This is a genomic window from Pseudochelatococcus lubricantis (assembly GCF_011762225.1).
Taxonomy (GTDB): domain Bacteria; phylum Pseudomonadota; class Alphaproteobacteria; order Rhizobiales; family Beijerinckiaceae; genus Pseudochelatococcus; species Pseudochelatococcus lubricantis.
The window spans coordinates 252977-272309 of record NZ_JAASQI010000002.1; the positions used below are offsets into that span (position 1 = coordinate 252977).

A 19333-nucleotide genomic window follows, 5' to 3' on the forward strand; every position below is an offset into this window, starting at 1 on the left:
AATAGTTGCGCGAGAAACTTGTTGCGGGGCAGAAATGCTCTCTGATTCGCGTTAACCGAATTTGAAAGTTTTAGATGGAACAGTTACCATCCGGCTAACGTTCACGAGGATCGTAAAGCGGTGAAGGCAAGCGTTCCGCGCATGCCCCGGCCGCCGAACCGGCCCCGGATCAGGAACCACGGAAGCCAAGAACCGGACAACCCGGCGTGGCGTTCCGGCCGGGGAGCAATCCCGGTGACGGCACAGACCGGTGGGGCCCCGCATGTCGCGATGCCCCTGGGAGGATTTGTGCGCCTGTGCGCGTCAGAGCGCGCGGCGCCATAATGGGGAGGCCGAGAACATGAATCTCGCCTACTACTGGTATGAGGCGGCCTTTGCCTTTGCGCGGCCCGCCCGCACGGTGTCGAACGCCACCCGGTATGCGTTCAGCATTCCCGTTAACCCGTTGAGCTACACGGCTTACGGGCGCACCATCTCGGCCGCATGCGAACTCTTCGAGCGCAGCACGCGACAGTATGCCAAGCCGGAGTTCGGTTTCGGCGCCATCGAGGTCGACGGCCGCCGCATCACGATCCGCGAGCGTGCCGTATGGGAAGCGCCGTTCTGCCGGCTGATCCGCTTCGAGCGGCCGGGGCTGCGGCGCAGGCAGCCCAAGCTCCTCATCGTCGCGCCGATGTCCGGCCACTACGCCACGCTGCTGCGCGGCACGGTGGAGCGGTTCCTCGCGACGCATGACGTCTATATCACCGACTGGGTCGACGCCTCCGCCGTGCCGCTGTCGGCCGGGCGCTTCGATCTGGACGACTACATCGATTACGTCATCGCCATGCTGCGCTTCCTCGGGCCGGACGCGCACGTGATGGCCGTCTGCCAGCCGGCGGTGCCGGTGATCGCGGCCGTGGCGCGCATGGAGGCGATGGACGATCCCGCGTCGCCGCGCTCGATGACGCTGATGGGCGGGCCGATCGACACGCGCGAGAGCCCGACGGAGGTCAACCGCCTGGCGCAGGAGCGTGGTATCGCATGGTTCCGGCGCAACTGCATCACCAAGGTGCCGTTCACGCGCTCCGGCTTCATGCGTGAGGTTTATCCCGGTTTCCTGCAGCTTTCCGGCTTCATGGCGATGAACCTCGACCGGCATCTCATCGCCCATCACGACATGTTCCAGCATCTCGTGAAGGGAGACGGCGATTCGGCCGAGAAGCATCGCGCCTTCTATGACGAGTATCTCGCCGTGATGGATCTGACGGCCGAATTCTACCTGCAGACGGTGGAACAGGTGTTCGTCGAGCAGTCGCTGCCGAAGGGCGGCCTCCTGCATCGCGGCGAGCGGGTCGACCTTTCCGCCATCCGCCGCACCGCGCTGATGACGGTGGAGGGCGAGCGCGACGATATCTCCGGCGTCGGGCAGACGCTGGCCGCTCACCGGCTTTGCCCCCGCATTCCGGAAGAACTGCGCGACCACTACCTGCAGATGGGCGTCGGGCACTACGGCGTGTTCAACGGCAAGCGCTTCGTCAACGAGATAGCGCCGCGCATCGCCGCCTTCATCGACCGGGTCGACGCGATCCGCAACGGGGAGGGCGAGCAGCGTCCGGCGCCCGTTCGCGTCGGTGCCCGCCCGGCGCTGACGGTCGTTGCCTGAGCGGCCAACGAGCGGCCAGGGCATCGGTTGACAGCGACGGCGGAAGGGGCGCTGATAAGAAAGGGCGCCCGGCGGCCGGGCGGAATCATCCGGCCGGCGGACGCTGCCCCTTCCGTGGTCTTTCCTGATGCTCTCTGGCCTGTTTCGCAGGCGCCAGCCTTCGGCGCCGGATCATATCGATGTCGCGCACGCGGGGAGCGTCTTCCGCGTGCGCCTGCTCCCGCGCACGGGCGTGAAGCGTTTCACGCTGCGCGTGTCCATGGCGACCGGCGAGGCGGTGTTGACCATGCCGTCGCGGGGCGATGTCTCCGCCGCGCGCCGCTTTCTGGAGGCCCATGGCGGCTGGCTCGCGCAGCGCATGCAGAGCGTGCCGGAGCGTGTGCCCTTCGAGCCGGAGGCGGTGATTCCCCTGCGCGGCGTGCCGCATCGCATCGTGCACTGGAGCAGCATCCGGGGGCGGGCGTCGGCAACCGTCGATGCCTCGGGCGTGCCGATCATTTCGGTCACCGGCGAGGCGCCCCACGTCTCGCGGCGGGTGCTGGACTTCCTGCAGGCCGAGGCGCGGCGCGACCTGTCGTCGGCCGTGGCGCGGCATACGCAGGCACTCGGCGTTCCGGCCCGCAGCATTACCCTGCGCGACACCAGAAGCCGCTGGGGCTCGTGCTCGGCGCAGGGGCGGCTCAACTTTTCATGGCGGCTGATTCTCGCACCGCCCCTGGTGCTCGACTATCTGGCCGCACATGAGGTGGCGCATCTGCGCGAACTCAACCACTCCGACCGCTTCTGGGAGCTGACCCATCGCCTTTGTCCGGCCACGCCGCAGGCCGAAGCGTGGCTGAAGCGCCACGGCAGCAGCCTGCACCGCTACGGGTAGCGGGCGCCCGCTCACGCGGCGTTTCCGCGGCGGCGGATTTCAGCGAACGAGATCCGCTGCCGTGGCCCCCAACGCGCGGATGAGATCGTCCGGCCGGATACGGACCTGCAACCCTCTCTGCCCTCCGTTGAGATAGACTTCCTCTTCGAGCGTCGCCATTTCCTCGACGGCGGTCGGAACCTGCCGGCGCTGGCCGAAGGGGCTGATGCCGCCGACCTTGTAGCCGGTCAGCCGCTCGGCGTCGGCCGGCTTCATCATATGTGCGGACTTGCCGCTGAAGGCTGCGGCGACCTTCTTCATATTGACCTCCTGATCGGAGGGCACCACCACGCAGGCCGGCTTGCCGTCGACCTCAACCATCAGCGTCTTGAGCACGATGGAAGCCGGCACGCCGATTTCCTCGGCCGCCTGCAGGCCTATGCGCGCGGCTTCGGCGTCATAATCATAGGTGACGAGCGTAAAGGGTATGCCGGCGCTGGTCAGCGCGAGCGTGGCGGGAGTGGTCCTGGACATTTCGTCCTTATAACAGCGCCGCCGTTTGCAAAAAAGCGGGATGTCGTGTCGCTGTCAGGGTCGCGACAATAGGCTGCACGGAGTTTGCACGGATAGACGTATATATTCCGGAAGCATTCCGCGTGGTCATCCTGGCCCACACCAGATCCCGGCCGGCGCGTCCATTCCCAATAGACTGATTTTTCTGAAATCGCTGGTGCTGCTGGACAGGATTGAACTGTCGACCTCTCCCTTACCAAGGGAGTGGTGGCGATAAAAACCGTTATAATTCAATTGGAATATGAGCGTTTCGGACAGTTATGTTTTTCATCTGTTCACGCTATTCTGTCCGGTATCTGTCCGGGCACCTATCTCTTTCGGCCAATCTTCTCGGCAAGCCCCCTCTGGAAATCCGGGTGATGGTGCCCATAGACCTGCCATAGCATGTCAGGGCTCATGCCGAGATAGCCGGCGGCCTCCCACAAGTCGGCCCCGCCCTGCATGAGCCATGTTGCACAGGTATGGCGTAGGACGTGCGGCACAACGTCTCGGCCAAGCCCGGCCTTTGCTCGCGTCCATTCCCACGCGCGCCGCTGCGATTCGAGCGGCCCCCCGGCCTGATGAATGATATGCGTGACGGTGGAGCGGCTGCCATTCGGCTGCTCAATGCCTTTTGCATCGATCGCATGCCATCGCCTCATATGGCCTATTAGGCGGACGGGGATGCGGAGAGGCGGGCGGCGTTTGTTCGTCTCACGGTCCTCTGTGCCGCGCCGGTGCATGACGCCCGCTTCAAGATCAACCCACCCACCCGCCGTGCTCGTCATCCACCGGAGAGAGCGCACAGCGCCAGAGCGCGTCCCTGTGTAGAGCGATGTCAGGATGAAGCGAATCAGTGCGGTTCTTGCCGGGCGCTCAGGGTGCGACCGGGCTGCCTTCAGTAGCCCCGCCACTTCCGCGCGTGTCAGCCACCGGTGCCGTGGCGGGGATGGCTCTGGAAGCGTGACGACCGGCACCGCGTCGAGAACATTTTCCGCATGATAGGCGTTTATCGCCGCGCGCAGCACTGTCAACTCGCGCCGGGCCGTCTCGGCGGATACCCTCTTTTTCAGCGCATCGCCGTGCTTAGCCTGAGGAATAGGCTGCGCTTTGCGGTGATCGACATATTCGGCACAGGTTGATCGCTTTACCTCTGAGAGCGGTTTTGCGCCCCACCAATCGAGCAGGCGGTCGACTGAATATGCAGTTGTGGCCGCCGATTTGTGCGCCGGCGCGACTGTCGCCAAGTAAAACTTGAGAACGTCGGCTACGAGGATGCGATTGGGACGACTGTCGCAGACCGGCTCGTATTTTTCCGCGATGTAGGCCGCGAGGGACTCTTCAGCGCGTTGGCGCTCATTCTCGCGGCAGCCAGTGCGACGCTTGCGCGCTCCGTCGCGGATGACCCAGACATGTTCGACTGGGTCGAGGTAGAGACGGGGGCCTTTTGCTCGACGCGACATTTCTCTCTCATCTCACGTATAGCTCGCGCGGTCACGAAGTCCCGCCGACCGATCCGCTCGATGACGAGGTTCCCGCGCCGCGACTCGGCCCTCAATGTAGCCGGTGTGATCACCCCGCGAAAGATCGCTTCGCACGCCTCGTCAAGTGTGATTGGCGCGTCTTCGTCATGCATCATCCGCCGCCCCCTTCCGATTGTACGGGAGGCGGGGGCGCATCATACACACCGTTCCCCCTATAGGTTCCTATCTTCGCCCATCTCGGCATGGAGGATGGCGCGCTTGCCCCCGTTGTTGCCGACTTGCCATCCTTCGGCGCTCCCTCAATCGGCCTCCACCTCTCCACCCAATACCCGGCAGCGCGGAGGGCCGCGATGGCGGCGGTGGCATGTCTCTCGGCGAGGTACTTGGGATAAGCGAGCCCCATATCCTCCGCAAGCGCCTTCGCCATGATGGTGATGGCTTCATTCGGCATCCATATTCTCCACATATTCAATCAGCGCCGATAGAGATGACGCATGGATCGCGATGAAACCGACCGGGGTGTTGGGGTACCACTGGAGTCGCCACACGCTGTTGGTGGCAATCGCCTTCTCTCGCTCGGCGTCTGACACCCAATCTGTGTCTTTAAACTCGCCATACGGTTCCGCCTGAGCTGCTGATTTGTAATCAGCGCTGTGGTCGTTATAGGACAGCGTCAGGGATGAGTATTGTCCCCTCAATAGGGATCGGAGGGTCGTTTCGAGGCGGGTGGCTTCATCGGTCATGATTTGTCCTCGTAAAGGTGCTGCTTACCGACCGGCCGGAGGTGGCGGTTTCTGACATCGTCACCGAACATGTGGTTTGGCCGCTTGATGCGGTACGCTAGGTTGCCGCCGAAATAGACAAGCGCCTCCCCTGATGGGCCTTGGACAACGACGGTGTAGGCAGCCGTGAAGGCCTGCCCGCCGATGCCGCCGAAGCCAAGCGCCGTCGAACTCCACGTTTGTGGGAACATGATTACGTCCACCTCGGTCTCGCAAGGACGGCGGGCGCGGCACCCATCCTCAATGCGTTTGCCGTCCTCGCTCCGATACACCGTCTCGATCACTGGTTGCAGATCGACGCACAGCGCGGAATAGACAGCGCTCGTCAGGTGTTTGATGGGATCGGTCATTCTCTCGCTGCCCCCTTGATGATGGCGTCCGCCCAGATACGGGCGTATTTTGCATGCGTGGCAAATATCGTGCTGATATCGGTGTCCATAAAGCCGTTTCGCCTCAGCGCGTTCACCGTGCCGTCGATATCCATCGGGAACTGCGCCATCAGCCACTCGCGCTTGGTGAGGCCGATGGCCTCGACGGTGTTGCCCCAAACAATGGGGTGTGCGGGATGGTTATCAGCCATCTGCGATCTCCAATGCGCTGGCGGCCAACACTTCTCCGGCGAATGCGGCCATCGCCTCCTCGTCGCAGATGGGCTCGCCGCGGAACCATGAGACGTCTCGGGCGTACTGCAGCCACTGAGCCGCCCGCAGCACGAACTCAGGCGGAGGCGGCGGAAGTCTAGGGGCCTCGACGGACGCCTGCATCAGCAGGATATCGTACATCTCCGGCACGTCTGCCTTGGGCACGTTCCAGTGCGCCGCAAGCTGATCAACAGCCCGCCTCGAAGGCTTTACGGGGATCAATCGGTATTTATCGCCCATCCTTTCCCTCCAGTACCTGCTTGGCGCGGCGAGCCTGTGCTGGCGTGATGACAGCAATGGGTAGACCGTGATCATATGCATCTGCCATGTTAGCAAGCGGCCTCAACGCCTCTTCCAGTGCGCGGATGCGGGCTTGCATGCCTTGCGATGCGATGCGAGTCGACCAATTCGCCTTGGCCTCCGCCTCAGCACCCGCCTCCCATCTGCGGGCCTCAGCCTCCAGCTCCACTATCCGTGCCTGCTGTGCCTCAAGGGCGTCGGCGGCGTCCTCCGGCAGGCTCGACGGCTCGCCGTGACCCTCGTACAGCGGGATTTTGCGCAACCGCTCTACCAGCTTGTCAGTCATGGGTGTGACCTTTCATCATCGCTTCGCCGATCTCGCGAGCGTGGGGCAGCCACTCGCCTATCCTGCGGCTCTGCTCGGCCACAATGTCGTCCATCGTCTGGCGCTTGCCAGCGGCGGCTCGGTCCTCCATGATCTTGTGCGTCAGATCGTGGACGGCCAGCACCTCATCGTGGGACATGGCGGCGATGCGCTCGCGCAGGTCGGCGGGGATGAGGCGCTGGCGTTGCGCCTTCGTCGGTCGCTCCTCAGTCATGGGTGTCTCCTTTCCGGGCGCGGATGGCGGCGGCGCGAATGAGGCTGATGGTATCGGCCTGATCGCGGGTCCATTCGTCGTGATCGGCGATGATGCCGTCGATTCTCGCCAGTGCCTTTTCGGCAGCTTCGGCGCGCACCTCGGCAATCAACGCTCGGGCGCTCCATTCTCGCGTCTGCTTCGCCGCATATTCTTCGGCGAAGGCGGCGAGGACTCGGAATGTGCCGGGCCAAGGGTTCCGCTCTCGCCCCCAGAATTCTCGCGCCCTCTCCACTAGTTCGCCCGGCGGCTCGGGTTTGTGTTGCATATTTCCCGATTTATGATCCACAACCGAGCTTGTGGTAGTTTCGTGAGCCACAACGCTTCCCGGGAACCTGATAGAGCGGGCGATTGAGGTATTCGTCCTGCCGAGACCGGCTTCTACCAGAGCTGCGCACCTTTCCCGCTCGCGGGCGGTGGCGTAGGCCGTGGCGGCTTGCCAGGCGAGTTCGGCAGTCGCATCGTAGGACGGCGTGCGGATAAGTGACGGCTCGCTAGCCTGCCACTCTTCAAACGCCTTGCGGTCTTCAGTGGTCATGGACGGCCTCATATGTCTTTTCGAAGATGTCGGGCTTGCAAGGATAAAGTTCGCCGTTCACGCCTCGAATGATCCAGTCGCCCGGCGAGGCGGACATGACGCCCTCAAGCGTCTTGATCAACACCGATCCATCCTCGGTGTACCGGACAACGCCGTTTACGACTGCTTGCGACAGTTCATAGGGTTCCTCGCCCGGACGGAGCTGGACGGCCTCGATAACAACTGGCTTTTTGCGGAATTTAGGCATTGTCTTTCCTCCTGTATGGAGAGGCGGCGACGGCAGCGCTGTAAATGCGCCGGGTCGTTTCGGAGATGAACATGGGATCGGTCTCCGCCGTCCAATCGTCGCTGTTGGCCTCGTCCGCCGCCTCAAGCATTTCAGGAGACAGCTTCACCGGCACCACAACCGCCGTACCATCCATCAGGGCTGATGCAGCAGAGGGGGTGAGATGCAGGGCGGCTAGGACGGACTGAGCTACCCCCCCGGAGTTGGCCCAGAGAGTTGCGTTCTCTATCACTCTCGCTAATCTTTCTCGCGTGTCTGTCATAGCTCTACTCCTGCTGCTTTAAGGGCGGCGCGCCCTGCGTCAGTGATCTTTCCTTCCCGACCGATTAGTCCACGTATGCTGAGCGACACGATGGTGCCGGATAATCCGCCATATGCGGATCGGCCGGAGATGCCGTCACTGGCGGCTCGGTCTTGCGCCAAGTTTCTGAGAACGCGAATCTGCGCAGGCGATAGATGGTAAGTCTTCACGTCACCCATCTTCGTTCTCCGGAATGAGGGAGCGGATAGCGTCTGTTACATCGCCTATGGCGTAATTATGCGCCTCGTCAGGGTCGCGCTCTGAATACGGCCGCCGTTGTTCGCGGGCTATCTCAATTGCCGCTTCCAAGGCGATGCGGATGACATCGACAGCATCTTGGCGGAATGCATCGATGCGGTATCCCGGCACTCTACCTCGTCCGTCTACGCGCTGCGCCAGAGCCAACGCGACCTTATCGGTCAGCTCTTCTCGTGTAATCATGGCTTGCTCCCGAAGATTGACACAGCTGTTATGGCGAGCACCCAGACACTTAAGAAAAATGCAACAGGCTAGTTCATCCCTTCGCCCTTTCCTTGAGCATGGCGTCGGCATACTGGTATGATGTTACGGCGTAGTGCTCTAAGAGCGCCTCAAAGGTGACGAACCCTGATGGCGCATCAGCTGTGACAAGCCCCTGCAAAACCTTCGCGGCGAAGTAATCGCGGAGCGACAGGCCGGGGAATACAGTGTCCATGTCCACTTCTGCGTCATACATTTCCACCGGGAAAGCGGGGCCACCGTCATTCACCTTCGGCATGAGCTTCCTCCTTCGCTGTCTGCGCGCCATTTTCGCTCGCAAGGTGAGCAAGGCGCGCCTCTTCGGTCAGCCGGGACAGCGCCTCCGCGGCGCCGAATATTTCCGCATTTCTGCGGGACCAACCCTCATCTGAGATTTTGGCCGCGTCATCAAATGACCCCGATCTGATGCGATATGCCTTGTATTCGAGCCGCCGGATTTCGGCTCTGCGAAACCCCTCTAAAAGGAGTCCGCAACTCTGTCCCGTCTCCAGCGCGAACAATGGCAACAGTGTCTCGTGATCGTTGGCATCCACCCCATATGCCCGCCGACGCGCGCGTGGCGACAGGTCACTCTCGTTGACGCCCATTGCCGCAGCGAGAGTTTTCCTCTGCACTTTTGTAAGACAGCGCAGAACCTCCAACCGTTCTGCCTCTAACTTGTCATCCTTGTCCGACCTGTAGTGTAGATAACTGTATATGCTGACCAGCGAGCCAATTACCTCTTGCTGTTGTTGAGGCTCATTGAAATCATCCCAGCGCGGGTACTCTCCCATGTCAGAGAAGGTATTTTTCCACTGTATGCCATAATACTTGGTCCGGGATTTAGCGGCAGCGATGGAAGCATCTTCAGATGATAAATCGTGTGGCTTCTTACCCACGGCCTTCCTCCTTCGCTATCAGTGCCTTCAGGGGCGGGGTGGTTTCCGTGAGCTGGGTGCGGACTTCCGTCCTTGCCATTCGAGCAGTTTCCCACGTCCCGGTGGCCACAAGCGTGGTGCTCCCGGTCCGATGAAGCGATATGCTCCAGCTCCGCTCGGGCAACGCCCGATCGATCAGCGCCACGACGGCGTCAATGGAGGCGGTGTAGGGTTGCGCCACGGGTTTCTCGATGCGCATTCCATCAGCACCATATCCCCACCCGCCCCAATCGGCGGCATAGTCCCACGGCCGGCCGAACGAGATCGCAATATCTCTGTCCAGTTCCCTATCCGGCCCCTCCGCAGCCTCTACGCGGGCAAGCAGTGAGCGTAGCGCGGCAAGGTCAGACATCGCGGTCCCTCTCGAAATCCGTGAGATCAACGCGCCAGTCCGCAATCCTGCCGTCGCCATCAATGGTCATGATGACGTAATCGCCGTATCCATTGCCTCCGGGGCACATGATGTCGGGGACGTAGCCGTCGATGCTGATTATCTTCTCCATGTTCGCATCGAGAAGTGTATACTTTCCATCGTCGCAAACCTTGTAATGAATGTCTGCGACTACACCCTTCGGCCAGTCAACAATTGTCCCGGTCTCGATTTCAATGACGATGATCCACGAGTCTTCGTGGCGGAACGGAATAAGCTTTCCATCTTCGTCGGTGACGCCGTTGACGGTCGCGTCCTCCCAATATCTGACGCCGCATTCGGCGCGCATATACTTCACGTCATATTCGAAGGGTACTTTGATCGTTATCTTAGCCATTAGCATCCTCATCAGGGTGTTCCGGGAGTGGCATCCACGCGATGGGGGTGTGTCGGACGGGGGCTCCGGTATCGCACCATTCCCATGCGTCGTCAGGTTCGGCTGGATTTGGTGCTGTTGCCCCCCCGACATGGCCGCCGGTCGTCGCGAGGATTGCAGCTTCACCAGCCGGTGCCGCGCTCATATCCCTGTTCCAGCTCGGGACGAGATCGGAGCGGATGTACTCCGTTGCCCTCTCATCCGGGCGGGCCTCAAAACTGCCGATGACGTAACTGCCGAGGCTGGGGAACGACTGCATGGCGCCGCGGACTTTCGCCCAGATACGCTCTGGGGCTGTGATCGCGTTCATACTGCGCCCTCTCTTTCCGGCAATCTGACCGCCACGACAATCCCGTACTCGTCTATGAGGTCGGACAGGTGATCACGGTCGACGCCGAGTTCGCCGGCGACGTGGCTCCAGAACGCGGGCGTTCCGACCTGTTGGGTTGTCGCGGCCTCGCGGATTACGGTGATGATCGTGTCGCGGGCCGGCTTGCGCAGAGCAACGATCTTGCGAATCGCCTTGGCGTCGAAGCCGCGCCCCTTCAGCTCGGCGTAGACTTCCTTGATGTCGTCGGAGATGGCGGCCTTCTCTTCTTCGAGGCGCTCGATCCGTTCCACAAATGCTTTCAGCTCGTCGGTTGCAACGCCGGTATCTGCGATATCAACGGTCATGTCTAAATCCTCCAATCGGCTCGCCCGTTGCGCGGTCAACGACCTGCCCGCTGAGCTTGCGCTTGATCTTGCTGTTCTTGCTGCCGGGCATGCGGCTCGGCTCGCGGATGCCCAGATGGGCTTTCTTGAGGCGGGCAGTCTTCGCCTTGATCTTCACGTCCTCGGCGGTTTTGGCCTTGTGTGCATCATCGAGGATCGGGGCGAGATTGCTTTCTCGGTTTTCGCCTCCGTTGATGATCGCGACGATGTGGTCGACCTGCCATTTGTCGCCGGCCCTTATCTTCCTGCCGGTGCGGTAGCAGATGCCCCCGTGCCGCTCGAAGACCCTTACTCGGACCCTTGCCGGGATAGCTGCATCCGGTGACGCTCCGATCCATTCCGGCACGCTTCTGCTGGTGGGGGAGCCGGTCATGGCCCCCTCGCGAAAATCAAGCATGGGTCTTTGTCGACTGGTAAAAACCCCTTAGCTTCCAAAATCGAGCGCATCTGATATAAAGGGCAGGGCACAATGACAGTTCGACCGGATGCCCAAATCTCCTTCATCAGACGCGATAGCGCACCTGTTCCGGGCCGAGCCGCGATCATAAGGGCCAGCCAGGCCTCGCGCTTTCCGTCGTAAATGTAGCTGTCCGCGTCCCAATCTTCGGCGGGGAACCACTCTCGTTCTCCGGGCGAGATGGGGCCGGTAAGTGCGTCCGTCATGCCGCCCTCACGCTGTCTCGCGACCCCGGCGGTGCACGCGGCGCGGTCATCTCCGCGATTTCGGCGAGCAGTTCCAGATGCTCGACGCCGATAGCCTGTGCGAGCGCCACCGTGGCGCGGGCGAACCACTCGCCGAAACGAGTCTGATCCATCGCGGCAAAGCTAATGCTGGCCGGCACAGCATAGGGCTTGCCGGTGAGAAGGTTGACGCGCACCTCGGCGAGACCAGTGGCGAGCTTTAGCTCGTCAAGAAGCACATCCTCGCTCGGCCAGCGATCCGTGTTGTCGACGACCTTGCGCAGGGCGGCAAATAGCAGCCGGTGGTGCTTCGGGTTCCGCGCACGACGCAGGGTGACGAGAACATCTCGGCCGTCCTTGATCTGCGCCATCAGCTCGTCGGACATCACATCGCTCGGCACTAGGGAGTTGCCGCGCTTCGTGAAACACCTAGCGTCTAGATCGCCCATCACGCTGCCTCCTGATGCCCTTGCGCGGAGGCGCAAAGGGCGTTCCTGCGTGCAGACCATGCCTTGCGTACATCCTCAATATCGACAGGCTCAAGCTCATCAAGTTCCGCCTGCGTCTTGCTGTCCTTGTACCAATCGTTCAGATCGTCTTCCGTCACCGCGAGGCCGATGGCGAACAGCAGCATAGCCTTGATGCCCTTCTCCCCGGGCTCCGGATCGCGAGGCTCCGCCGTCCGCTCCGTGCCCTGCGGCTTCTCATCTGGTTTTTCGGCCTTCGGAACGATGTACTCGCCGCCGTCCTTGTTGAAGGTCATCCCCAGCGTCTTCGCGCGCTCGGCAACGAGCTTGGCGACATCACGCCCAGCTGCCTTCGCTCGCGCGAGAACGCCGTTAATCTGCTCGGCAGATACAAGCTTTGGCAGGTTCTCCGCGAACCATTCCGTCTCTGCCTTGTGCGCCGCCTGCGCCTCCGAAAGAGCGTTCAACCGGCCCTTGATCCGGGCGATGATGCCGGCGATGAATGCCGAATATTCAGGAGACCCCGTGTCTGGAATAGTGGCCTCGCCAATCTCGGCAGGATCTTTCCCAAACGCCGTCTCCGTGGGCGAAAACACGAGATACCGCTGCCTGCCGATTATTGAGACGCGAGCGATAACGTCGCTATCGGTTAGGATCAAATCTTTTGATCCGCCAGGGATTTTCAGACGCTCCTTGGTGACGTCACCGTCTTTTTGCTCATCCATATGGGCGATGAGGATAACGTCCTTGCCGAACCCGCGTAGCAGCTTGAGGAATGCGGAGAACCGGACGCCCAACTGCCCCCAGCCCTGCTGACTGAGCGCCCCGCCGTGCGACAGACGGGAGTTACTGCGGATGATGTCCTGCGCCAGCGTGTCGATCGCCTTGCCAACCGTGTCGATGACAATAGTGTCGTAACTGGCGACGTCAGATGCCGTGATGCCCGCTACATCGGACCATTGCGAGACTTGCACCGTATCTTTGCGATCCACGGCCCGGTGCGCGCCCTTGTCGAAGTCGAGCAGCAACGGCCGCGGCGCCGTAAAGGCAAGGCTGGTCTTGCCCAAGCCGGGCTGCGCGTACACTGTGAAGCACAGGGTATCGACCTTGATGACGTCGGTGGCAGTGGTGACCTTCAGGGCCATGGCTACACCCTCCGATCTTCGGTAGCGGTCACGCCTGCCGGCGGTTTTCCGTGTTCTTTGTGGTAAATGCGAGCGGCACTGATGATCGCGTCCCGTATTGCATCCGTGAGAGGCAGGTCGATCATAGCCGCTACAGGATCGGTAACCTCGAAAACAAGCACGGTGCGGAGCGAGAGCGCACGTGCATTGCCAGACTTCATGCGGACATGCGCACCCCGCTCCGCGATGTTCGCGGCACGCTCGGCGCGCGCCGCGTCACGGGCGGCAGCGTCGGCGTCCAGAACCGCCGCCCCGATATCCACACCGATCTCGCCTTGAGCCGCATTGTCGCGGGCTTCTATCTCGGCAAGCTCTGCCTCGCGGGCCTTGCGAGCGGCTTCCTCTGCGGCGAGCCGGGCCTGTTCGGCCTCTTTGCGCCGCCTATCTTCCTCGGCTCGTGCATAGGCCGTGGCGCGGGATTTCAGATCGTCCTTGAGACCATTGAGCGGGCTACTTGCCGCCTTGTACGATGCGTTTATCGCCTTCACCTCAGCGTTTAGAGGCCGAACGCGCTCGGTCCGATCATCTTCAAGGTCGGCAAGGTGTTTATTCACCGTGTCAATCAGGGCGGCAGCTTTCGATGCCGATACCTGATCCTCGATGACAGGATGCTCCGCAAGCCACGCCGAGATGCCGGCCACGATAGGCTTGATCATCTCGATAGGTTCGGGAGGGTTGTTGTGCGTTCGCGGCGGCAACGTTTCAGCGGCGGACATGGCTATCTCCATTCAGCGTGGCGCATTGCGCGCTGCGAAAAACAGGCAAATCGAGGTAGGGCCGAAATAAACAATGGCTTGGGTGATCGCGAATATTGCCTCGGCCATGTCATGCGTCCGCGAGAGCATCGGCCAGATGCGGCAGATCGGGCAGCCGATCCGCGAGCGCGCCGCCTGTGCGCAGCTCAGCCGTAGTGACGACATACGGCGGAGCCGGGGGCGGGGGCGGGGGCGGGGGCGTTTCGATAAGCGTCGGGGTGGCAGCGACTGCAGCGTCATCTTCTTCAGTTGCGCGGCGGAGGCTCCAGGCCCTCCACGTGTCGAAGACACCGGCGGTCGATTTGACCCACACTTTGTCCCCCGCGACACCGAGCACGACGCCGACAATATCGCCAGACCTGTCGTAGACGGATTCCCCAATCTCAAACCGGGGCACAATCACGGTCACGCTGGACTCCGGCACGCGGACAGTGCGCCCTCCGATATCCAAAACGATTTCGTCATAGCCGGTGATTTCCCGGCCGTATTTTACGGGACCTTCAAGGCGAACGATGTCGCCAGCGCGGATGATGGTCATGCGGCTAACTCCACTGTCCATTCGCCACGGAGTTCTTCCGCGCGAGAGATGATCTTTTCATAGAGCCAGATGACATCAGACGAGATACCAATTGGCCCAAGGTTCATGGCGTATAGGTGGACAATGCACGCAGCATCATCAGAAAGGTCGATGTCCATTTCGACCAGAGACTGCGCGCGTATCTCGATATGAGCCGCGAGCGTGGCGGGGGATGGGGAGGCCATTACGCAGCCTCCATATCAGCGGCGATCACCGCGTTGCGGGCGATATCCGATCCGTCATCGTGGTCCGCCATGTAGCGGCCAGCGAGGATTTCGGCGGATCGCTCGACACGTGCGAGGGCAAGGCGAAGGTGCATCTCGACATCGATTGCCTCTAGGCGCGCATCACTGTCGGTGGACTTGCGGGCAACGCCGCCTATCAGGCTGACGGCGCGCTCCAGTGGGTGACGCATGGCCTCGAAAGCAAGATGCGTGTCGGGGCCGCTGATTGGCGCGGAGCCATCGTGTACATCAGCAAGACTTGCGAAAAGGGGGCGGGTCAAAGGATATACTCCCGGATGAGCCAGAGCGCAGCGAGAAGCGGCGCGAGCATGGCGTATAAGAAAGTGAAACGTTGTGATGTGGGTGTGCTGGACATGGGCCGCCCTCACGCCTCGACTTCGACAGGCTTGCCATCGCGAAGCGTGTACCAGGCATCCGCTTTGATGCCGTCGCGCCCGACGATGCCGGCCCAGACGGCGATAATCTCGTAGTCGTCGTTGCGCTCGACCAGGAAAAGGGCGTTTCCGGTTTTGCCGAGCACGCGGCCTTGGTATCCAGATGCAAGCGCTGCACCCCGCACGCCGGTGGCCGACGCTGCACCCTGCCAGCCGGTGGCCGACGCTGCACCCTGATCGCCGGTGGCCGACGCTGCACCCTGCACGCCGGTGGCCGACGCTGCACCCCGCACGCCGGTGGCCGACGCTGCACCCCGCACGCCGGTGGCCGACGCTGCACCCTGCCAGCCGGTGGCCGACGCTGCACCCCGCACGCCGGTGGCCGACGCTGCACCCTGCCAGCCGGTGGCCGACGCTGCACCCTGATCGCCGGTGGCCGACGCTGCACCCTGCCAGCCGGTGGCCGACGCTGCACCCTGATCGCCGGTGGCCGACGCTGCACCCTGATCGCCGGTGGCCGACGCTGCACCCTGATCGCCGGTGGCCGACGCTGCACCCTGATCGCCGGTGGCCTGAGACCCCTCTTCCGGTTTTGACCTGTCAAAAACCCATTTGACTGCGCGCCCAACTAGCCCGGCAATAGGCGATTCAGCGTTTACGGTGACCGATGCGGAGGCGATCCAGCCGTCTTCGCGAATGGTTGCACCACCTTGGATAACAACCGCGTACCGGGCACCAGCAGGCGCAACGCGGTCGAATACGGTCAGGGGGTGCTCATCGGCGGGCACGGCGTCAAATCCGTCGTCGAACTCAGTCAGCTCGCCGTCGATCGTCTCGGTTTTGCCGATCTCAAAGGTTCGGCCGTTGGCACTGAAATCGGCGTCGAAGCCCTTGATCGCTTCCGCCACATCGGCGGAGGCTTCATCGGGTTGCGTGGAAATCGTTTCGGACATGGATATCTCCCGCGCGGATTGCGCTGTGGTGCCGATCAGGCGGCGGCCTTGTGGGATTGGGGGAATTTCGCGGTAATCGCCGTAAGCCTCAGCGATCCACTCGACAAAGCCTTCCAGCTCATCGGTGGTCGCGTATCTGCTGATGACAGGCTCATCGAGAAGGTAGAGCGAGCCGTCTTTGCCGACCTCAGCCGTCTCGACGCCGAACTCATCGCGCGCCCATTGCTCGACGGTGGAACGGCCATGGAACCTGACCATCTCCGCCATGCGCCAGCGGGCGTTGCCTGTACGAACCCGTTCAGCATCCGCGCTGACAGCGGCCATGAGCGCCTCAACCGCCGCGTCACCAGCCTCGACGCGCGCAAGGATGTCGTTCGTCCTGGCTTCGGCGAAATCGGCGTTGCTTGTGAGGGCGTTCATCGGTGTCTCCCTGCCGGTGCGCGGTGCGCTGTCGTTCGGCTATGAGGAGATAGTGCCCGATATGGGCACTTATGTAAAGCCCTATTTGGGCACTTTTAGAATTTTTTCATCGCCCCTCCCTCCCTCATGGGGTATAAGAGTGTGAGGGCGGGTCTCGCACGGCCTCAAACAAGAAGCCTTCCGGGTGCTAGCAGCCGCAGGAGGGGCTTCCGGCGTCAGAACAGGAAGGGGAGCAGAGCGGGTCGGCGGCAACCGACCCGCCTGCTGGCCCCCATTAAGGCAAGCAATGACTCCACAAGCTAAAGCGCGTCGGGCAAGATCGATGTATGACGAATCGCTTTCTGTCTCGACTGCCCCGGCCTGTGCGATGGCTCCTCGCCGTCAGCGCATTAGCGGCTGCCTTCATGAACACGACGCCGGGGACGTGGTTTCTGGAAGCGCTTGGCTTGGACGGGTGGTTTAAGAGGATGGTGGCATCTGCTTCATCCTCCCTCCCTTGGCCGCTGATTGGCGGGACGGCGATTGAGGTCGCTGTTTTTGCACTGGTTCTTTATGCCGGGTACAGGCTGGGGAGAGCGCTTGCAGAACCCCCGACGCCGAACGAGGCCACATCGCCACCGCCCGTTGTCGCGGCAGATGCGCCGTTAATTCCATCTCTAAATGACCTTAAAATGGATTCGAACCGGGCACTCGTCTTCGCCGCTGACGCAAAGATGGTTAACCGCAGCCGATCTCGCGACAGCGTTAATCGCGGCTCGCCAGAGGCTCTGCGACTATCAAGCCATCTCCTGAATCTCAAACGATATGGCATACCCGTCCCCCTAGAGGATGGCGGCGGCAGTCTGTCCATTGATTACCAGCGAGCGCTTGGCTTCCTAGAGAGCGTTGCGATACTCGGGAAGGCCGGCCATCTACAGGAAGCGAAGGCGACTGCCGAAAGGCTTCTTCGAGGCAATACTGACCTCACTCCAGCTCCATGGGGGAGTGTGTCACTGTCCCTGTTTGGCTTTGTGAGCGAAAGCCCATCAATCGGCGACGGAACGAGAGTGCTTCGCGCAACCGTTAAGGTCACAAAGGCCGTCCACATTCAGCGGATAGAGGTGCTTTGGCAGCGGAAGGGGCAAAATGGAAACTTCGCATTGCAGATTTTCGAATCTGAGGAAGTGCTCGCGTCCGGCGTCGAGCGCCCATTCATCGTATTGCACACGCGCCCCCATATCGGGGCGTTCTGGGGGGAGCCTACTGCTGATACGAAATTACAGGCTCTAGACGACTTGGACCAGGCCGGGCGAGACCGTTATGTCAAACGACTAATCGGCCGCAATAAGCAAATTTCATGCAGGATCGTGATTGTCGCCGAAGGCCACAACGAAATCAGCCATGACTTCACGATCTGCACCGGTGGCGTTGACGATGTTCCGCAGATTGTCGATCCCGACTGGTGCATACCATATGCCGCTGCTGAGTCGCCAACAAAAGCCCGCCGAAGCGGGCTGGGTTAGGGGGTGTTGGTGGGCGATACCGGCAATGAAGGCAGGCGCTGTAGAATTTGCTTGATGGTTTCGTCACGCTCTCTGTCGCGCTCGGCCTGCTCGATCCTGATTGCTGAAAGGCCGATGCCACCTTCAAATCTATCGCCGGCGAAAGCGAGAACAGCAAAGACAATTGCAATCATTGCAAGCCCGGTCGTGACAATAGCGAACACCATCGCGCCGGTGCTGGGCATGCTGGAAATCTTGCCCTCAATATGCGCTACACGCTCTGGCAGCGACCGCAGACCCTCAAGGTCGCGGCTGATCGCGTCGAGCTTCACGTCTACGCGCTCGAATTTCGCCTCCAGTGATGCAACCCGCGCTTCCATTGGGTCCGACGTTCCGCCTCCATCGCCTCCGGTGCCGCCCGGACCGCGACCTTTATTATATAGCACTTCAGTCGAATCATTGCTATGGGCCAACCGCAGGTGGCCCCCGCCCAGATTAGCCATTGGCCTTCTCCGACTTCCACCTAGCTATCGTCGGGCGAGACAGCAGCCGTATGTTGCCGCAATGCTTGCACGAGAGCGCGACGACAGGCAACATGGCTGCGCCGAACAGGCTTAACGCAGCAGGGTCGATGCTGGCAATGATCGGCATGTGCCCCTTATCGCCAAAACTAAGCGAAACGATCCAGTCTTGTGTGCCGCAAGCTTCGCATGGATTCGCGCCGCCGCGATCAGCGATGAACGCTTGCACATCCTCGAATGTCAGATCGTCGTTCATGCTGCCCCCCTCAAAACACAGTAAACCGAAACCGATAGCGCCAGCGCGCGGCGACCTTACCGCCGCGCGCGACAGCTGCCAGATGATGCTATCACGTCGCCGGCGGGGCTTTCTGGAACTTGATGTTGCAGTTTTTCCGAATTGACGCTTGCTCGATAGCGTCAAGCTCGCCTTTGAGGCGTCCAAGCTCCGCCGCTGTCTGCTTATCGCCCTTGAGAGCAAATAGGGCCGGCCAGAAAATTACGACAGCAACCGCCGTCATCGCCGCATCGTTCGACCGTGCAGAATCCTGGGTGCCGGCAACCTCTGATGCGCGCGCGGAGACGCGGGACGCTTCTTCGGCGAGCTGCTGGCAAGTATAGGATTGATACTGGATCGGTGAAACATAGCTTGCGCGAATGTCTGACGATTTTGACGCACAAGCAGTTAACGCTCCGCAGAGCGCGATAGTGACGAATTTACGCATGATGCCCCCATAGCGATAGTCCGCTAATAGGCTAACT

The 19333-nt window shown here is 61.5% G+C and carries 30 protein-coding genes and 1 pseudogene; 3 read left to right on the plus strand and 28 right to left on the minus strand.

The genetic code is table 11. The features are described 5' to 3' along the window. Positions 1–340 precede the first annotated feature (340 nt). Positions 341–1645 carry a polyhydroxyalkanoate depolymerase gene (locus FHS82_RS04900; RefSeq protein ID WP_166949412.1) on the plus strand — a complete coding sequence of 435 codons (1305 nt, stop codon included), beginning with the start codon at positions 341–343 and terminating at the stop codon, positions 1643–1645. Between the two features lie 127 nt (positions 1646–1772). Continuing rightward, complete coding sequence (locus FHS82_RS04905; RefSeq protein ID WP_166949414.1) at positions 1773–2519, plus strand: M48 family metallopeptidase; 747 nt, start codon at positions 1773–1775, stop codon at positions 2517–2519. Positions 2520–2558: 39 nt separating this feature from the next. Here the strand turns inward: FHS82_RS04905 and ybaK are convergent, their stop codons facing one another. From ybaK to FHS82_RS05030, 25 genes and pseudogenes are all read right to left on the minus strand, one after another. Beyond that, positions 2559–3032 carry a Cys-tRNA(Pro) deacylase gene (gene ybaK / locus FHS82_RS04910; RefSeq protein ID WP_166949416.1) on the minus strand — a complete coding sequence of 158 codons (474 nt, stop codon included), beginning with the start codon at positions 3030–3032 and terminating at the stop codon, positions 2559–2561. A gap of 347 nt (positions 3033–3379) precedes the next feature. Continuing rightward, on the minus strand, positions 3380–4513 hold the full coding sequence (locus FHS82_RS04915) for a tyrosine-type recombinase/integrase (RefSeq protein WP_166949418.1): 1134 nt from the start codon (positions 4511–4513) through the stop codon (positions 3380–3382). A 461-nt stretch (positions 4514–4974) separates the two neighbouring features. Beyond that, positions 4975–5277 (minus strand): hypothetical protein, encoded by a 303-nt coding sequence (locus FHS82_RS04920; protein ID WP_166949420.1) that lies wholly within the window; start codon positions 5275–5277, stop codon positions 4975–4977. Beyond that, the gene (locus FHS82_RS04925; RefSeq protein WP_166949422.1) at positions 5274–5666 is read right to left on the minus strand and encodes a hypothetical protein; all 393 of its coding nucleotides are present in this window, start codon (positions 5664–5666) and stop codon (positions 5274–5276) included. Before FHS82_RS04925 ends, FHS82_RS04920 begins: the two co-directional genes overlap by 4 nt. Continuing rightward, positions 5663–5896 carry a hypothetical protein gene (locus FHS82_RS04930; RefSeq protein ID WP_166949424.1) on the minus strand — a complete coding sequence of 78 codons (234 nt, stop codon included), beginning with the start codon at positions 5894–5896 and terminating at the stop codon, positions 5663–5665. Before FHS82_RS04930 ends, FHS82_RS04925 begins: the two co-directional genes overlap by 4 nt. Continuing rightward, entirely contained in the window at positions 5889–6197 is a 309-nt protein-coding gene (locus tag FHS82_RS04935) for a hypothetical protein (RefSeq protein WP_166949426.1), read from the minus strand. Before FHS82_RS04935 ends, FHS82_RS04930 begins: the two co-directional genes overlap by 8 nt. Continuing rightward, the gene (locus FHS82_RS04940) at positions 6187–6543 is read right to left on the minus strand and encodes a hypothetical protein (RefSeq protein ID WP_166949428.1); all 357 of its coding nucleotides are present in this window, start codon (positions 6541–6543) and stop codon (positions 6187–6189) included. Before FHS82_RS04940 ends, FHS82_RS04935 begins: the two co-directional genes overlap by 11 nt. Further along, a complete protein-coding gene (locus FHS82_RS04945) occupies positions 6536–6796 on the minus strand; it encodes a hypothetical protein (RefSeq protein ID WP_166949430.1) in 261 nt (86 codons plus the stop codon). Before FHS82_RS04945 ends, FHS82_RS04940 begins: the two co-directional genes overlap by 8 nt. Next, a complete protein-coding gene (locus FHS82_RS04950; protein WP_166949431.1) occupies positions 6789–7373 on the minus strand; it encodes a hypothetical protein in 585 nt (194 codons plus the stop codon). The genes FHS82_RS04945 and FHS82_RS04950 overlap by 8 nt, the downstream gene beginning before the upstream one ends. After that, positions 7363–7620, minus strand: a complete 258-nt coding sequence (locus FHS82_RS04955; protein ID WP_166949432.1) for a hypothetical protein — start codon at positions 7618–7620, stop codon at positions 7363–7365. Before FHS82_RS04955 ends, FHS82_RS04950 begins: the two co-directional genes overlap by 11 nt. Continuing rightward, positions 7613–7921, minus strand: coding sequence for a hypothetical protein (locus tag FHS82_RS04960; RefSeq protein ID WP_166949433.1), 309 nt, complete (start codon positions 7919–7921; stop codon positions 7613–7615). Before FHS82_RS04960 ends, FHS82_RS04955 begins: the two co-directional genes overlap by 8 nt. A gap of 210 nt (positions 7922–8131) precedes the next feature. After that, the gene (locus FHS82_RS04965; RefSeq protein ID WP_166949434.1) at positions 8132–8401 is read right to left on the minus strand and encodes a hypothetical protein; all 270 of its coding nucleotides are present in this window, start codon (positions 8399–8401) and stop codon (positions 8132–8134) included. 73 nt (positions 8402–8474) lie between these two features. After that, complete coding sequence (locus FHS82_RS04970) at positions 8475–8717, minus strand: hypothetical protein (RefSeq protein ID WP_166949435.1); 243 nt, start codon at positions 8715–8717, stop codon at positions 8475–8477. Next, on the minus strand, positions 8701–9357 hold the full coding sequence (locus FHS82_RS04975; protein ID WP_166949436.1) for a hypothetical protein: 657 nt from the start codon (positions 9355–9357) through the stop codon (positions 8701–8703). Before FHS82_RS04975 ends, FHS82_RS04970 begins: the two co-directional genes overlap by 17 nt. Further along, positions 9350–9748, minus strand: coding sequence for a hypothetical protein (locus FHS82_RS04980; RefSeq protein ID WP_166949437.1), 399 nt, complete (start codon positions 9746–9748; stop codon positions 9350–9352). Before FHS82_RS04980 ends, FHS82_RS04975 begins: the two co-directional genes overlap by 8 nt. Next, on the minus strand, positions 9741–10175 hold the full coding sequence (locus tag FHS82_RS04985) for a hypothetical protein (protein ID WP_246225085.1): 435 nt from the start codon (positions 10173–10175) through the stop codon (positions 9741–9743). The genes FHS82_RS04980 and FHS82_RS04985 overlap by 8 nt, the downstream gene beginning before the upstream one ends. Before the next feature lie 519 nt (positions 10176–10694). Further along, positions 10695–10877 (minus strand): annotated as a pseudogene (locus FHS82_RS21055) (DUF2312 domain-containing protein); the annotation flags it as partial. Continuing rightward, complete coding sequence (locus tag FHS82_RS04995; protein ID WP_166949440.1) at positions 10867–11289, minus strand: HNH endonuclease; 423 nt, start codon at positions 11287–11289, stop codon at positions 10867–10869. The gene FHS82_RS04995 and the pseudogene FHS82_RS21055, both read right to left, overlap by 11 nt. A gap of 286 nt (positions 11290–11575) precedes the next feature. After that, complete coding sequence (locus tag FHS82_RS05000) at positions 11576–12046, minus strand: DUF1367 family protein (RefSeq protein ID WP_166949442.1); 471 nt, start codon at positions 12044–12046, stop codon at positions 11576–11578. Then, complete coding sequence (locus tag FHS82_RS05005; protein ID WP_166949444.1) at positions 12046–13209, minus strand: ATP-binding protein; 1164 nt, start codon at positions 13207–13209, stop codon at positions 12046–12048. Before FHS82_RS05005 ends, FHS82_RS05000 begins: the two co-directional genes overlap by 1 nt. Before the next feature lie 2 nt (positions 13210–13211). Beyond that, the gene (locus FHS82_RS05010) at positions 13212–13964 is read right to left on the minus strand and encodes a hypothetical protein (RefSeq protein ID WP_166949446.1); all 753 of its coding nucleotides are present in this window, start codon (positions 13962–13964) and stop codon (positions 13212–13214) included. Between the two features lie 109 nt (positions 13965–14073). Beyond that, positions 14074–14541 carry a hypothetical protein gene (locus tag FHS82_RS05015; protein WP_166949448.1) on the minus strand — a complete coding sequence of 156 codons (468 nt, stop codon included), beginning with the start codon at positions 14539–14541 and terminating at the stop codon, positions 14074–14076. Further along, positions 14538–14765 carry a hypothetical protein gene (locus FHS82_RS05020; protein WP_166949450.1) on the minus strand — a complete coding sequence of 76 codons (228 nt, stop codon included), beginning with the start codon at positions 14763–14765 and terminating at the stop codon, positions 14538–14540. The genes FHS82_RS05015 and FHS82_RS05020 overlap by 4 nt, the downstream gene beginning before the upstream one ends. Next, positions 14765–15085: a hypothetical protein gene (locus tag FHS82_RS05025; protein WP_166949452.1), complete on the minus strand. Its 321-nt coding sequence runs from the start codon at positions 15083–15085 to the stop codon at positions 14765–14767. The genes FHS82_RS05020 and FHS82_RS05025 overlap by 1 nt, the downstream gene beginning before the upstream one ends. Positions 15086–15189: 104 nt before the next feature. Beyond that, positions 15190–16572, minus strand: coding sequence for a DUF7666 domain-containing protein (locus FHS82_RS05030; RefSeq protein ID WP_208394097.1), 1383 nt, complete (start codon positions 16570–16572; stop codon positions 15190–15192). A gap of 404 nt (positions 16573–16976) precedes the next feature. On the opposite strand from FHS82_RS05030, the gene FHS82_RS05035 reads away from it, so the two are divergent. Beyond that, a complete protein-coding gene (locus FHS82_RS05035; protein WP_166949454.1) occupies positions 16977–18074 on the plus strand; it encodes a hypothetical protein in 1098 nt (365 codons plus the stop codon). Here FHS82_RS05035 and FHS82_RS05040 read toward each other — a convergent pair. From FHS82_RS05040 to FHS82_RS05050, 3 genes are all read right to left on the minus strand, one after another. After that, entirely contained in the window at positions 18071–18556 is a 486-nt protein-coding gene (locus FHS82_RS05040) for a hypothetical protein (RefSeq protein WP_208394098.1), read from the minus strand. The two genes, FHS82_RS05035 and FHS82_RS05040, sit on opposite strands and share 4 nt — an antisense overlap. Beyond that, positions 18549–18830 carry a hypothetical protein gene (locus tag FHS82_RS05045; protein WP_166949458.1) on the minus strand — a complete coding sequence of 94 codons (282 nt, stop codon included), beginning with the start codon at positions 18828–18830 and terminating at the stop codon, positions 18549–18551. Before FHS82_RS05045 ends, FHS82_RS05040 begins: the two co-directional genes overlap by 8 nt. Before the next feature lie 91 nt (positions 18831–18921). Continuing rightward, positions 18922–19296, minus strand: a complete 375-nt coding sequence (locus tag FHS82_RS05050) for a hypothetical protein (RefSeq protein WP_166949460.1) — start codon at positions 19294–19296, stop codon at positions 18922–18924. Positions 19297–19333 lie beyond the last annotated feature (37 nt).